Below are 13422 nucleotides of genomic sequence, written 5' to 3' on the forward strand. Positions count from 1 at the left end.
ACCTTGCTGTTATTTAATCAAAACAACACAGTATATTTACATGTAGTTACAAATAGTTTCTCTCCGGAATCGTTATTTACCTCTCAATATAGTTACAAAAATTTCCGTATATTAAATTCATCAAGTTATTAATTTAAATTATAAATTAAAAATAAGCATAAATAACGTAAATATTTATTAACTTAGCGCTTTGTTTTTTATACCTGGAGGGAATAATGAAACGATTTATATTTCTGCCATTAATGACATATTTTCTATTAATGAATGCAATGGCAGCTAACGGAGAAAATAATCCCAGTAATCTATTAGGTGCACCAGTTAATACCGCTATTTCTGGTGGTTCAGTATTGCCGGAAGGAAAGTTATTAACCGCCGTGAATAGCTCATTTCGCGATAAAGATCATCAAATCGAGGGGCACGGAAGTCCGGATGTTTACTCCCAGATATGGTTATTGAAGATTCGTTACGGTTTGACCGACAGACTGGAATTATCAACAGTGGGTTCCTATATCAATAACAAACGAGACAATCTGTCTCCTGAGCACATAGAGGGAATGGGCGACCAATCGGTGGGGGTCAATTATGCTTTAATGAGCCAGCGAAGAGGTGATCCGTTTTGGGTTACGGTAGGTGGGGCAGTATTACTACCCACCGGGCAAGATGGAGATAATCATTTGCCTGGGAATAGCGCCTGGGGAGGAAGAGTAACACTCACTTTAACAAAATTATTTACTCCTAACATTAAAGGGGATATGGGTTTTGTCTATCAGGGACCATTTGAGCGCGGTAACCAGGACGTGAAACGAGGTAACGAATTCCAGTGGAATACCCAGGTGCGGTATATGTTTAGCGATTTACCGCTGGATCTTGGTCTGGAAAGTGCCTACAGCAATAATGCCTCTGGAACGAAAAAACTGTCTAATGGCAGCGTAATTAATAACCATTCTGGAACTACCGAATGGGTTGTTGGTCCGTCATTTAATATTGCCGTCGATTCACTGAAATTATGGTTTGGTGCCGGAGCCTTCTTCCCGGTAATGCAGGAAGCGAAGTCGCCAACCAAAATGGAAGATGTACGCTGGGAATTTAAAATAGGTAAGACCTGGTAAGACTCGTTCAAAGTGTTACCCGCCGACTGGCGGGTAACGTGCAGGAGTTAAAGCTTCTCGCCGTTGCTGGCAATCACCTCTTTGTACCAGTTGAAGCTCTTCTTACGCGAACGCGACATATCGCCCGTACCGTCATCGTGCTTGTTCACGTAGATGAAGCCGTAGCGCTTGCTGTACTGACCGGTGGTGAACGACACGCAGTCGATGCAGCCCCACGGCGTGTAGCCCATCAGGTCGACACCATCGTAAGTCACCGCTTTTTTCATCTCTTCAATATGGGCGCGCAGGTAGTCAATTCGGTAGTCGTCGTTGATGCTGCCATCTTCTTCTACTTTGTCGTAAGCACCAAAACCGTTTTCGACAATAAACAGCGGCTTTTGATAGCGTTCGTACAGTTCACACAATGAATAACGCAGGCCCACCGGGTCAATCTGCCAGCCCCAGTCAGATGCTTTAACATAGGGGTTCGGTACGCTGCCTTCAAAACCGGAAATCGCATCGCCGCTACCGCCTTCGGCTTTGACCGCGTTGGTCATGTAATAACTGAAACCAAGATAATCGCAGGTGCCTTCGCGCAGCACTTCAAGATCGCCATCTTCCATTTTGATGTTAAATCCGCGGCGCTCCCACTCGTTCAACACATAGGACGGGTAATAGCCGCGCAGCTGCACATCGGTAAAGACGTAGCGTTCACGCATCGACTCCTGAGCAAACATCACATCTTCTGGTTTACAGGAGAAAGGATACAGCGCGACCATCGCCAGCATACAACCCACTTTCATCTGCGGGTTAATGCGACGTGCCGCTTTTACCGCCAGCGCGCTGGCGACAAACTGATGATGTAAGACCTGATACATGGTTTCTTCTGGATTCTCATGCTCGGTATACACCACGCCGGAACAGCAGTAGCCAAACAGCGGCGCGCGCCAGTTTCGCTGGTTGTTAATTTCGTTGAAGGTCATCCAGTATTTGACCTTATGTTTGTAGCGTTCAAACACGACTTCAGCAAAACGGACAAAGAAATCAACGACCTTACGATTGGTCCAGCCGCCGTAGTGCTGTACCAGATGTAATGGCATTTCAAAGTGAGAAAGGGTAATGACCGGTTCGATGTTGTATTTGAGTAACTCATCAAACATGTCGTCGTAGAATTTCAGACCGGCCTCGTTTGGCTGGGATTCGTCGCCATTCGGGAAGATACGCGTCCAGGCAATAGAGGTACGGAAGCATTTGAACCCCATTTCGGCGAAAAGACGGATGTCTTCTTTGTAATGTCCGTAAAAATCCACCGCCTCGTGGTTCGGATAGTATTTGCCAGCAACGACATTCTGGGTGATTTCGCGTGGCACGCCGTGTGCGCCGCCGGTTAGCACGTCGCAGATGCTGGGGCCTTTACCGTCTTTATTCCAGCCGCCTTCAACCTGGTGTGCAGCAACCGCGCCGCCCCATAAAAAATCTTTTGGCAAGGTGAGTTTTCTCATTGTTGCATAATCTCAATTTATTTAGTCTGTTATCATTCATTCTGCACCAAATGACATGTAAAGCGTACGCAAAATTCCAGGGTGCTCGCGTGTCGGGGCAAGAACACATTCAGATCGTAACATCCACTTCAAGGGGTCATATTCAGGGGGATAACCACATGCAGCCAAATGACATTACTTTCTTTCAACGTTTCCAGAATGACATTCTGGCAGGGCGTAAAACCATCACTATTCGTGATGCCTCCGAGTCCCACTTTAAAGCAGGCGATGTGCTACGCGTGGGGCGGTTCGAAGATGATGGCTATTTTTGCACAATCGAAGTGACAGGAACGTCAACTGTGACGCTGGATACGCTGAACGAAAAACATGCGCAACAGGAAAATATGTCGCTTGATGAGCTGAAACGGGTCATTGCTGAAATCTATCCCAACCAGACGCAATTTTATGTGATTGATTTTAAATGCCTTCGATAAATATGAACGCGTGTTAGTTGAGTTTTTGTAATTAACTTATTGAATAATAAGCAAAATTTAATTTTGCGAATTTATTTTTAGCTAACATGTGTTCACTGGAACCATTCTCAGTTACGCTAGAGGCGCAGTTCATCGTTATGAACGTTTCTCCGGAGTAAGTTATGGTGCAAAAACCATTAATGACGCAGGGATATTCGCTGGCTGAGGAAATCGCCAACAGTATTAGCCACGGCATTGGATTGGTATTTGGTATTGTCGGCCTGGTGCTGTTGTTGGTTCAGGCGGTAGAGGCGAATGCGGGTATGACGGCTATCGCCAGCTACAGTTTATATGGCGGGAGCATGATCCTGCTTTTTCTTGCCTCAACGCTTTATCATGCCATTCCTCATCAGCGGGCAAAAATCTGGTTAAAGAAATTTGATCACTGCGCTATCTATCTGCTCATTGCCGGAACCTATACGCCATTTCTGCTGGTAGGTCTGGATTCGCCGCTGGCGCGCGGACTAATGATTGTGATCTGGAGCCTGGCGCTATTCGGTATCCTCTTCAAGTTGACGATTGCGCACCGATTTAAAGTGCTTTCACTGGTTACGTATCTGGCAATGGGCTGGCTGTCGCTGATAGTGGTTTATCAGTTGGCGATTAAGCTGGCGATAGGCGGCGTGACGCTGCTGGCGGTAGGTGGCGTCGTTTACTCGCTGGGCGTAATTTTCTATGTTTGCAAACGCATACCTTATAACCACGCCATCTGGCATGGCTTTGTGCTGGGCGGCAGCGTGTGCCACTTCCTGGCCATCTATTTGTATGTGGGACAGGCGTAATTCCCGGATGCCCGTGCCGGATGGCGGCGCTGTCGTACCTTATCCGGCCTACGAGAACAGCACGTGCGAGCCTGATGGCGTTGCGCTATCAGGCTATCCGGCTTTTAACGTGATATCACTCTTCCAGCGAGTAGGGCAGCGGGACGATATGCAGGGTGTTGGCATCGTCGCGAACGCGGAAGACGCTTTCGGCTTCTAAATCGTTATTCATGACGGCCTGAACCAGTAACTGACCGTCGTCTAACTGCGCCGCCGCCAGAATAGCGCCGGTACGACGCCAGTTCTCGCCCATCTGTAGCTCCAGATCTTCTCCTGCTTCCGGTACCCGGCTGGCTTTGCCCGCCAGCAACCAAAGCGCGCGTTTATTGGCGCCGCGGAATTTTGCCCGTGCGACCATCTCCTGTCCGGTGTAGCAGCCTTTCTTGAAGCTGATGCCGCCCAGCGCCTGTAGGTTAGTCGCCTGGGGGATAAACTGACCGCTGTTCGCCGCGTCAATCACCGGAATGCCTGCTTCAATATCCAATGCCAGCCACTGTTGGCTGTTATTCAGTTCGGCTTCGCCATGCAACTTCTCCGTTAACATGTTGGCCGTCGCGACATCGGTGACAAGCAGGAATCGTTCCGCAGGATGTTCAAACCATAGCAGCGTGGAGGCGCCGTCTCTGACCACCTGATTTTCGCTATTGGGCAGTTCGCTAAAGACATTAGCCAGCGCCGCGCGGGCCTGAAAACCGGCCACGCCAAGCAATACGCGTTCGTCATCTGGCGCGATGACCACTTTGGAAAATACGGCGTACTTTTTCAGCTCCGTTAATTGTGCTTCACGCACGCTACGGCGTTCAATCCAGGCGAAACCGTCGCGCTCACGGAACAGGCGCAGAGTGCTCCACATCTTACCTTTAGCATCGCAGTGGGCGGCGAGAAGGTGTTGCTGTTCAGTCATCTGGCTTACGTCAGCGGTGACCTGGCCCTGAATATACTTTTCACTGTCTACGCCGGTAATGGTCGACAGCGCCCAGTCGTCAAGCGCGATCAGCGTCAGCGGCAGGCGGGCTGACGATGAAGGATGACGCGGTGGAAAGGAGATAAAAGCCATAAATAATGTCCTGGTTAGCTGCAACAATAATGGTTAATGGTAAAAGAGCCATCGGTCATTGCAAGTGCTTTAAATAGCCCATTGAGAGCGGATTGATCGTTTTGCGAGGCGGTATCCAAAATGGATGAACATATTGATTCCCAGCCTTTTATTTCGCGATCGCGTTCCAGATTACTGAGATTCCCGTAAAACAACGCCAAAAACACGTTACAATAGCCCGGTACTTCATTTTCGCGAGGCAGGAAGAACATGGATATTCACAATAAAGCACGTATTCACTGGGCATGTCGTCGCGGTATGCGCGAACTTGATATTTCCATCATGCCGTTTTTTGAACATGAGTACGATAGTTTAAGTGATGAAGAAAAGCGTATTTTTGTCCGTTTGTTGCAGAGTGATGACCCGGATTTATTTAACTGGTTAATGAATCACGGTAAACCGGCTGACGCTGAACTGGAACAGATGGTCCGACTCATTCAGACACGGAATCGGGAACGTGGTCCTGTGGCAATCTGATTTACGCGTCTCATGGCGCGCTCAGTGGATCTCATTGCTCATTCATGGGCTGGTTGCCGCGGTGATTTTATTAATGCCCTGGCCGCTGAGTTATACCCCGTTATGGATGATACTACTGTCGCTGGTCGTGTTTGACTGTGTACGTAGCCAGCGCAGGATTAATACCTGCCAGGGAGAGATCAAGCTACTCATGGACGGGCGCTTACGCTGGCAGGGGCAGGACTGGACGCTCTTGCGTCCGCCCTGGTTACTGAAGAGCGGGATGGTGTTGCGTTTACGCGCAGAGTCTGGACGTCATCAGCATTTATGGCTGGCGGCGGATAGCATGGAAGAAGCGGAATGGCGTGAGTTGCGTCGGATACTGTTACAGCAGCCGATATCAGGCCAACACTGACGGAACGGCATAAACGCGGTTCCGTCGAGAGGGAAATACAGCGAGTAAGGCTTCAGGCGTAGTGTTCGGCCATTTCGCCGAGAATTTGTTCACACCAGGTCTGTATACGCTCATCGCTGAGATCGTACTGGTTCGTTTCATCCAGCGCCAGGCCGACAAACAGTTGCCCATCCGCAATGACCGGTTTATTGCTGGTAAATTCGTAGCCTTCTGTGGGCCAGTAGCCGACAAATTTAACGCCTTTGAGGGCAAGTTTGTCATGCAACATACCCAGCGCATCCAGGAACCACTCACCGTAGCCGAGCTGGTCGCCCATACCGTAAAGCGCAACGATTTTGCCTTCCAGATTGAGATCGTCCAGTTGCTCCCAGACGGCTTCCCAGTCCTCCTGAATTTCACCAAAATCCCAGGTGGGGATGCCTAAAATGAGCACGTCGTACTGCTCCATTAAGGCGGGGGCGTCATCCTTGAGGTTATGTAATGTCACCAGCTCCGGGCCGAGAATATCGCGAATTTTCTCTGCGGCCATCTCGGTGTAGCACGTGCTGGAACCGTAAAAAAGACCCATGTTCATTACGTTACATCTCGATTCTGCTATAGCGTTGCGGGTAGTGTAACAGAATCGCTGCATTCACGGCACAATGAGGCATAATGCACCAAAAGTCAGCGTGAAGTGGGGAGCGCGAATGGAACAGGATTTAGCGCGTATTGAGCAGTTTCTGGATGCCCTGTGGCTGGAACGAAATCTGGCGGAAAATACATTAAGCGCGTATCGTCGCGATTTATCGATGGTCGTTGCGTGGTTGCATCATCGCGGAAAAACGCTTGCGACGGCGCAGGCTGATGATTTACAAACGCTGCTGGCTGAACGGGTGGAGGGCGGATACAAAGCGACCAGTTCCGCACGCCTGTTAAGCGCTATGCGGCGCTTCTTCCAGCATCTGTACCGTGAAAAGTATCGTGAGGATGATCCGAGCGCGCAGTTGGCCTCGCCTAAGCTTCCGCAGCGTTTACCGAAAGACCTTAGCGAGGCGCAGGTTGAACGGCTCTTGCAGGCGCCGCTTATTGATCAACCTTTGGAGTTGCGCGATAAAGCTATGTTGGAAGTGCTGTATGCCACCGGTTTGCGCGTGTCGGAACTGGTGGGGCTGACAATGAGCGATATCAGTCTGCGGCAGGGCGTGGTGCGGGTTATCGGTAAAGGCAATAAAGAGCGGTTGGTGCCGTTAGGCGAAGAGGCGGTATATTGGCTGGAAACGTATCTGGAGCATGGGCGTCCCTGGTTACTCAATGGCGTATCGATTGACGTATTATTTCCCAGCCAGCGTGCGCAGCAGATGACGCGACAGACCTTCTGGCACCGTATTAAACATTATGCGGTACTGGCTGGAATCGATAGCGAAAAACTATCGCCGCATGTTTTACGTCACGCTTTCGCCACGCATTTGCTGAATCACGGCGCCGACTTGCGCGTTGTACAAATGCTACTTGGGCATAGCGATCTTTCGACGACACAAATTTATACGCATGTCGCAACGGAGCGTTTGCGTCAACTTCATCAACAGCACCATCCGCGGGCATGAGTGCTGACAGGAAAGGATAGTTTATGAAAAAGCGTTTTATGATGTTCACTTTACTGGCGGCGGCGTTTTCAGGCGTGGCCCATGCGGATGATGCGGCTATCCGTCAGTCGCTGGCTAAGCTGGGCGTTCAGAGTACGGAAATTCGGGCCTCGCCAGTGGCAGGGATGAAAACCGTCCTCACTCACAGCGGCGTACTGTACGTCACTGATGACGGCAAACATATTATTCAAGGGCCGATGTATGACGTGAGCGGCGCGCATCCGGTAAACGTGACGAACAAACTGCTGATGAGCCAGCTAAATGCGCTGGAAAAAGAGATGATCGTCTATAAAGCGCCGGATGAGAAACATGTCATTACTGTTTTTACCGATATCACCTGCGGCTATTGTCATAAGCTACATGAAGAGATGAAAGATTATAACGCGCTGGGGATCACGGTTCGTTATCTGGCCTTCCCGCGCCAGGGGCTGGAAAGCCAGGCGGAGCAGGATATGAAATCTATCTGGTGCGCCAAAGACAAAAACAAAGCGTTTGATGACGCCATGGCAGGTAAGGGCGTGAAACCGGCAAGCTGTGACGTGAACATTGCTGATCATTATGCGTTGGGCGTGCAGTTGGGCGTTAGCGGTACGCCAGCCATTGTATTGAGTAACGGCTATGTGGTGCCTGGCTATCAGGGACCGAAAGAGATGAAAGCGTTTCTTGATGAGCATCAAAAACAGACCAGTGGTAAATAATACGCGTGAAACAACAGAGACAACTTCGTCGGCGCGAGGCTGATGAGACGGCGGAACTCCCCGCCGATCTTCCTCCATTACTACGACGTCTATATGCCAGCCGGGGCGTTCGTAGCGCCCGCGAACTGGAGCGCAGCGTGAAAGGAATGCTGCCCTGGCAACAGCTTAGCGGCATAGATAACGCGGTGGAGATCCTCTACAACGCCTTTCGCGAAGGTACCCGCATTATTGTTGTTGGCGATTTTGACGCCGACGGCGCGACCAGTACTGCGCTAAGCGTATTGGGAATGCGTGCGTTGGGATGTGACAACATCAGTTATCTGGTGCCTAATCGCTTTGAGGACGGCTACGGTTTAAGCCCGGAAGTGGTCGATCAGGCGAAGGCGCGCGGCGCGCAGCTTATCGTCACCGTAGACAACGGCATCTCATCCCACGCCGGCGTAGCGCATGCAAAGACGTTGGGGATTCCGGTGATCGTGACCGATCACCACCTGCCTGGCGACACGTTGCCGGAGGCCGAAGCGATTATTAATCCTAATCTGCGCGACTGCGAATTCCCGTCTAAGTCGCTGGCGGGCGTCGGCGTGGCGTTTTACCTGATGCTGGCGTTGCGAACATTTTTGCGCGACAAAGGATGGTTCGACGAGCGCAACATCGCGCCGCCGAATCTGGCGGAGCTGCTGGATTTAGTGGCGTTGGGTACGGTAGCAGACGTTGTGCCGCTGGACGCCAACAACCGTATTCTGACCTGGCAAGGGCTAAGTCGTATTCGTGCCGGGAAATGCCGTCCGGGAATTAAAGCGTTGCTGGAGATATCGAATCGCGATCCGCAGCAGCTTGCCGCCAGTGATTTGGGCTTCGCGTTGGGGCCTCGCCTGAATGCCGCCGGCAGGCTGGACGATATGTCCGTTGGCGTGGCGTTACTGTTGTGCGACAACCTCGGCGAAGCGCGTGTTCTGGCCAGCGAGCTGGATGCGCTTAACCAGACGCGCAAAGAAATAGAGCAGGGGATGCAGGCGGAAGCGCTTATCCTGTGCGAAAAGCTTGAGCGCAGTAGTGAAACGCTTCCGGGCGGTCTGGCGATGTACCATCCTGAATGGCATCAGGGCGTGGTCGGAATTCTGGCGTCGCGCATTAAAGAGCGTTTTCACCGCCCGGTAATCGCCTTTGCGCCTGCGGGCGACGGCACTCTAAAAGGCTCAGGCCGATCGATTCAGGGGCTGCATATGCGCGATGCGCTGGAACGGCTGGATACCCTTTACCCTGATCTGATGATCAAGTTCGGCGGCCATGCGATGGCGGCGGGATTGTCGCTGGAAGAGCATAAATTCGAGCAGTTTCAGCAACGTTTTGGCGAGCTGGTGACGGAATGGCTCGATCCTGCCCTGTTGCAAGGCGAGGTGATCTCCGATGGTCCATTAAGCGCGGCGGAGATGTCTATGGAAGTGGCGCAACTGTTGCGGGATGCCGGACCGTGGGGGCAAATGTTCCCGGAACCGTTATTCGATGGTCGTTTCCGTCTGCTACAGCAGCGTCTGGTGGGCGAGCGTCACCTCAAGGTGATGGTGGAGCCTGTCGGCGGCGGCCCGCTGTTGGATGGCATCGCATTTAATATTGATACGACCTGTTGGCCGGATAACGGCGTGCGGGAGGTAGAACTGGCTTATAAACTGGACATTAACGAGTTTCGCGGCAACCGTAGTTTACAGATTATTATCGATGATATTTGGCCGCTATGATCGGGGCGATTTAACAACACTTTCGCTGTAATTAAGGGGCGAAATCCGCTAATATTTCGCCCTTATAACTGCATTTTGACAAGTCAAATAAAAGAAATCAGACCATGTTTGAAATTAACCCGGTGAATAACCGCATTCAGGACCTCACGGAACGCACCAACGTTCTTAGGGGGTATCTTTGACTACGATGCTAAGAAAGAGCGTCTGGAAGAAGTAAACGCCGAGCTGGAACAGCCGGATGTCTGGAACGAACCTGAGCGTGCGCAGGCGCTGGGAAAAGAGCGTTCATCGCTCGAAGCGATCGTCGATACGCTTGATCAAATGACTCAGGGGCTGGACGACGTTTCCGGGCTGCTGGAACTGGCGGTAGAAGCTGACGACGAAGAGACGTTTAACGAAGCCGTCGCGGAACTGAATACGCTGGAAGAGAAGCTGGCGCAGTTGGAATTCCGTCGGATGTTCTCCGGCGAGTACGATAGCGCCGATTGCTATCTCGATATTCAGGCCGGTTCCGGTGGTACTGAAGCGCAGGACTGGGCCAGCATGTTGCTGCGTATGTATCTGCGTTGGGCGGAAGCGCGCGGCTTCAAGACAGAAGTCATTGAAGAGTCGGAAGGGGAAGTCGCCGGCATTAAGTCCGCGACTATCAAAATCTCCGGCGAATATGCCTATGGCTGGCTGCGCACTGAAACCGGCGTACATCGTCTGGTGCGTAAAAGCCCGTTCGACTCCGGCGGTCGCCGTCATACCTCGTTTAGCTCCGCATTTGTGTATCCGGAAGTGGACGACGATATCGATATCGACATTAACCCGGCGGATCTGCGTATCGACGTCTATCGCGCGTCTGGCGCAGGCGGTCAGCACGTTAACCGTACGGAATCCGCCGTGCGTATCACCCATATTCCCACCGGGATCGTGACGCAGTGCCAGAACGACCGTTCGCAGCACAAAAACAAAGACCAGGCCATGAAGCAGATGAAAGCGAAGCTTTATGAACTGGAGATGCAGAAAAAGAACGCTGAAAAACAGGCGATGGAAGACACTAAGTCCGATATCGGCTGGGGAAGCCAGATTCGTTCCTATGTCCTGGACGATTCCCGCATTAAAGACCTGCGTACTGGGGTGGAAACCCGCAATACACAGGCGGTACTGGACGGTAGTCTGGATCAATTTATCGAAGCAAGTTTGAAAGCAGGGCTATGAGGAATCAACATGTCTGAACAAAACGCACAGGGCGCTGACGAGGTAGTCGATCTTAACAATGAAATGAAGGCACGTCGCGAGAAGCTGGCTGCACTGCGTGAGCAGGGTATCCCGTTCCCGAACGATTTCCGTCGTGACCGTACCTCAGACCAACTGCACGCAGAGTTTGACGCGAAAGAAGCTGAAGAACTGGAAGCGCTGAATATTGAAGTGTCCGTCGCGGGCCGTATGATGACTCGCCGTATTATGGGTAAAGCCTCTTTTGTTACCCTGCAAGACGTAGGCGGCCGCATTCAGCTGTATGTGGCGCGCGATGATCTGCCGGAAGGCGTTTACAACGAGCAGTTCAAGAAGTGGGATCTTGGCGATATCCTCGGCGCGAAAGGTAAGCTGTTCAAAACCAAAACCGGCGAGCTGTCTATCCACTGCACCGAACTGCGCCTGCTGACGAAAGCGCTGCGTCCGTTGCCGGATAAATTCCACGGCCTGCAGGACCAGGAAGCGCGCTATCGCCAGCGTTATCTGGATCTCATCTCTAACGATGAATCCCGTAACACCTTCAAAACCCGTTCGAAGATCCTGGCCGGTATTCGCCAGTTTATGGTTGCTCGCGGCTTTATGGAAGTCGAAACCCCGATGATGCAGGTGATCCCAGGCGGCGCGTCTGCCCGTCCGTTTATCACCCATCACAACGCGCTGGATCTGGACATGTACCTGCGTATCGCGCCGGAACTGTACCTCAAGCGTCTGGTGGTTGGCGGCTTCGAACGCGTATTCGAAATTAACCGTAACTTCCGTAACGAAGGCATCTCCGTGCGCCATAATCCTGAGTTCACCATGATGGAACTCTATATGGCGTATGCGGACTACAAAGACCTGATCGAGCTGACGGAGTCTCTGTTCCGTACGCTGGCGCAGGATGTTCTGGGCACCACCCAGGTTCCGTACGGTGATGAAGTGTTTGACTTCGGTAAGCCGTTCGAAAAACTGACCATGCGTGAAGCGATCAAGAAATATCGCCCGGAAACGGATATGGCTGATCTGGACAACTTCGATTCCGCGAAGGCGATTGCTGAAAGCATCGGCATTCACGTCGAGAAAAGCTGGGGTCTGGGCCGTATCGTCACCGAGATCTTTGACGAAGTCGCTGAAGCGCATCTGATTCAGCCGACCTTCATCACCGAATATCCGGCTGAAGTGTCTCCGCTGGCGCGTCGTAATGATGTGAACCCGGAAATCACTGACCGCTTCGAGTTCTTTATCGGCGGTCGTGAAATCGGCAATGGCTTTAGCGAGTTGAACGATGCGGAAGACCAGGCGCAGCGTTTCCTGGATCAGGTTAATGCAAAAGCGGCGGGCGATGACGAAGCCATGTTCTACGACGAAGACTACGTGACGGCGCTGGAACACGGTTTACCGCCGACAGCGGGTCTGGGAATTGGTATCGACCGTATGGTGATGCTGTTTACTAACAGCCACACGATTCGCGACGTTATTCTGTTCCCGGCGATGCGTCCGGTGAAATAAGATGTAAATTGCCGGATGGGGCATTAGCCGCCATCCGGCATCTCTTCGTTCAGACGTAGCGTCATCAGGCAATTTTTAACGCTGGCAGTAATTGAGCAGTCGTTCACGCGCTTGTTCGTCTGACGCTTGCATGACCATCCACGGGCTAAATGCCCACGGCGTAGCGAGAAGGCTTTTCCATACGCTTTTAAATTCGCTCCACTGATAGTCCATCACCTCTTCGCTGTTAACCTGTAACACACTGGTTGCCCGCGCGGCAAATACCGGACAGACTTCATTTTCCACAATACCGTTTGGATCTGTCGCTCGATAGCTGAAGTGCGGATAGACGGGGGTGAGATCGGTAATTTCCACGCCGAGTTCGAACCGACAACGGCGGATGATCGCCTCTTCGGTGGTTTCGCCTTGTTGCGGATGACCGCAAACCGAATTCGTCCACACGCCTGGCCAGGCTTTCTTGTTCAGCGACCGTCGTGTTACCAGCAACTGGCCATCTTCGTTAAATAGCCAGCAGGAGAAAGCCAGATGCAAAGGCGTATTAAGCGTATGAGCCGCATACTTTTCCAGTGTGCCGGAAGGCTTATCCTGCTCATCCAATAAAACGACATGTTCCTCAGTCATGAAAGCTCCTGAAAATTAAAATGACCCGGCAGCATGGCCAGGCCATATACTCAGACGATCAGCGTAGCGCATAACAGAAAGAAAGGCATTACCAAAACAGGCCCTGACAGAACGCAGACGAG

The 13422-nt window shown here is 51.7% G+C and carries 14 protein-coding genes; 10 read left to right on the top strand and 4 right to left on the bottom strand.

Annotation, left to right across the window (positions count from 1 at the left end):
- The first annotated feature begins 215 nt into the window (after positions 1 to 215).
- Positions 216 to 1109 (top strand): transporter, encoded by an 894-nt coding sequence (locus ACLJTG_RS07505; RefSeq protein WP_000819375.1) that lies wholly within the window; start codon positions 216 to 218, stop codon positions 1107 to 1109.
- Between the two features lie 47 nt (positions 1110 to 1156).
- Here ACLJTG_RS07505 and bglA read toward each other — a convergent pair whose 3' ends face one another.
- Positions 1157 to 2590, bottom strand: a complete 1434-nt coding sequence (gene bglA, locus ACLJTG_RS07510) for a 6-phospho-beta-glucosidase BglA (RefSeq protein ID WP_001230141.1) — start codon at positions 2588 to 2590, stop codon at positions 1157 to 1159.
- A gap of 158 nt (positions 2591 to 2748) precedes the next feature.
- Between bglA and yqfB the strand changes: the two genes are divergently transcribed.
- Positions 2749 to 3063 carry a N(4)-acetylcytidine aminohydrolase gene (yqfB, locus tag ACLJTG_RS07515; RefSeq protein ID WP_001182977.1) on the top strand — a complete coding sequence of 105 codons (315 nt, stop codon included), beginning with the start codon at positions 2749 to 2751 and terminating at the stop codon, positions 3061 to 3063.
- Between the two features lie 161 nt (positions 3064 to 3224).
- A complete protein-coding gene (gene trhA, locus ACLJTG_RS07520; protein WP_000250289.1) occupies positions 3225 to 3884 on the top strand; it encodes a PAQR family membrane homeostasis protein TrhA in 660 nt (219 codons plus the stop codon).
- 115 nt (positions 3885 to 3999) lie between these two features.
- Here trhA and ygfZ read toward each other — a convergent pair whose 3' ends face one another.
- Complete coding sequence (gene ygfZ / locus ACLJTG_RS07525) at positions 4000 to 4980, bottom strand: tRNA-modifying protein YgfZ (RefSeq protein ID WP_000874175.1); 981 nt, start codon at positions 4978 to 4980, stop codon at positions 4000 to 4002.
- 249 nt (positions 4981 to 5229) lie between these two features.
- Between ygfZ and sdhE the strand changes: the two genes are divergently transcribed.
- On the top strand, positions 5230 to 5496 hold the full coding sequence (sdhE, locus tag ACLJTG_RS07530; RefSeq protein ID WP_000351186.1) for an FAD assembly factor SdhE: 267 nt from the start codon (positions 5230 to 5232) through the stop codon (positions 5494 to 5496).
- The gene (locus tag ACLJTG_RS07535) at positions 5477 to 5890 is read left to right on the top strand and encodes a protein YgfX (protein WP_000244756.1); all 414 of its coding nucleotides are present in this window, start codon (positions 5477 to 5479) and stop codon (positions 5888 to 5890) included. The genes sdhE and ACLJTG_RS07535 overlap by 20 nt, the downstream gene beginning before the upstream one ends.
- A gap of 52 nt (positions 5891 to 5942) precedes the next feature.
- Here ACLJTG_RS07535 and fldB read toward each other — a convergent pair whose 3' ends face one another.
- Positions 5943 to 6464 carry a flavodoxin FldB gene (gene fldB / locus ACLJTG_RS07540; RefSeq protein ID WP_001055885.1) on the bottom strand — a complete coding sequence of 174 codons (522 nt, stop codon included), beginning with the start codon at positions 6462 to 6464 and terminating at the stop codon, positions 5943 to 5945.
- A gap of 112 nt (positions 6465 to 6576) precedes the next feature.
- Between fldB and xerD the strand changes: the two genes are divergently transcribed.
- The 5 genes from xerD to lysS all read left to right on the top strand — a co-directional run bounded on the left by xerD (position 6577) and on the right by lysS (position 12679).
- The gene (xerD, locus tag ACLJTG_RS07545) at positions 6577 to 7473 is read left to right on the top strand and encodes a site-specific tyrosine recombinase XerD (protein ID WP_000434302.1); all 897 of its coding nucleotides are present in this window, start codon (positions 6577 to 6579) and stop codon (positions 7471 to 7473) included.
- Positions 7474 to 7496: 23 nt separating this feature from the next.
- Positions 7497 to 8210: a bifunctional protein-disulfide isomerase/oxidoreductase DsbC gene (gene dsbC, locus ACLJTG_RS07550; RefSeq protein ID WP_000745622.1), complete on the top strand. Its 714-nt coding sequence runs from the start codon at positions 7497 to 7499 to the stop codon at positions 8208 to 8210.
- A gap of 5 nt (positions 8211 to 8215) precedes the next feature.
- Entirely contained in the window at positions 8216 to 9949 is a 1734-nt protein-coding gene (gene recJ / locus ACLJTG_RS07555) for a single-stranded-DNA-specific exonuclease RecJ (RefSeq protein WP_023181521.1), read from the top strand.
- Positions 9950 to 10053: 104 nt separating this feature from the next.
- Positions 10054 to 11152, top strand: a protein-coding gene (gene prfB, locus ACLJTG_RS07560; RefSeq protein ID WP_010989230.1) for a peptide chain release factor 2 whose coding sequence is annotated in 2 segments (ribosomal slippage) — positions 10054 to 10128 and positions 10130 to 11152 — 1098 coding nt in all. Because the reading frame shifts where the segments join, the coding sequence is not laid out codon by codon here.
- 9 nt (positions 11153 to 11161) lie between these two features.
- Positions 11162 to 12679, top strand: a complete 1518-nt coding sequence (gene lysS / locus ACLJTG_RS07565; RefSeq protein WP_000003339.1) for a lysine--tRNA ligase — start codon at positions 11162 to 11164, stop codon at positions 12677 to 12679.
- Positions 12680 to 12754: 75 nt separating this feature from the next.
- Here lysS and idi read toward each other — a convergent pair whose 3' ends face one another.
- Positions 12755 to 13300: an isopentenyl-diphosphate Delta-isomerase gene (gene idi, locus ACLJTG_RS07570; protein ID WP_023218751.1), complete on the bottom strand. Its 546-nt coding sequence runs from the start codon at positions 13298 to 13300 to the stop codon at positions 12755 to 12757.
- Between the last annotated feature and the right edge of the window lie 122 nt (positions 13301 to 13422).

Source organism: Salmonella sp. SAL00672, assembly GCF_046552175.1.
Classification (GTDB): Bacteria; Pseudomonadota; Gammaproteobacteria; order Enterobacterales; family Enterobacteriaceae; genus Salmonella; species Salmonella enterica.

Bases quoted from the DNA above. Each gene is read 5' to 3' on its own strand.
- ACLJTG_RS07505 (WP_000819375.1), top strand. From the start codon at position 216: ATGAAACGATTTATATTTCTGCCATTAATGACATATTTTCTATTAATG.
- bglA (WP_001230141.1), bottom strand. From the start codon at position 2,590: ATGAGAAAACTCACCTTGCCAAAAGATTTTTTATGGGGCGGCGCGGTT.
- yqfB (WP_001182977.1), top strand. From the start codon at position 2,749: ATGCAGCCAAATGACATTACTTTCTTTCAACGTTTCCAGAATGACATT.
- trhA (WP_000250289.1), top strand. From the start codon at position 3,225: ATGGTGCAAAAACCATTAATGACGCAGGGATATTCGCTGGCTGAGGAA.
- ygfZ (WP_000874175.1), bottom strand. From the start codon at position 4,980: ATGGCTTTTATCTCCTTTCCACCGCGTCATCCTTCATCGTCAGCCCGC.
- sdhE (WP_000351186.1), top strand. From the start codon at position 5,230: ATGGATATTCACAATAAAGCACGTATTCACTGGGCATGTCGTCGCGGT.
- fldB (WP_001055885.1), bottom strand. From the start codon at position 6,464: ATGAACATGGGTCTTTTTTACGGTTCCAGCACGTGCTACACCGAGATG.
- xerD (WP_000434302.1), top strand. From the start codon at position 6,577: ATGGAACAGGATTTAGCGCGTATTGAGCAGTTTCTGGATGCCCTGTGG.
- dsbC (WP_000745622.1), top strand. From the start codon at position 7,497: ATGAAAAAGCGTTTTATGATGTTCACTTTACTGGCGGCGGCGTTTTCA.
- lysS (WP_000003339.1), top strand. From the start codon at position 11,162: ATGTCTGAACAAAACGCACAGGGCGCTGACGAGGTAGTCGATCTTAAC.
- idi (WP_023218751.1), bottom strand. From the start codon at position 13,300: ATGACTGAGGAACATGTCGTTTTATTGGATGAGCAGGATAAGCCTTCC.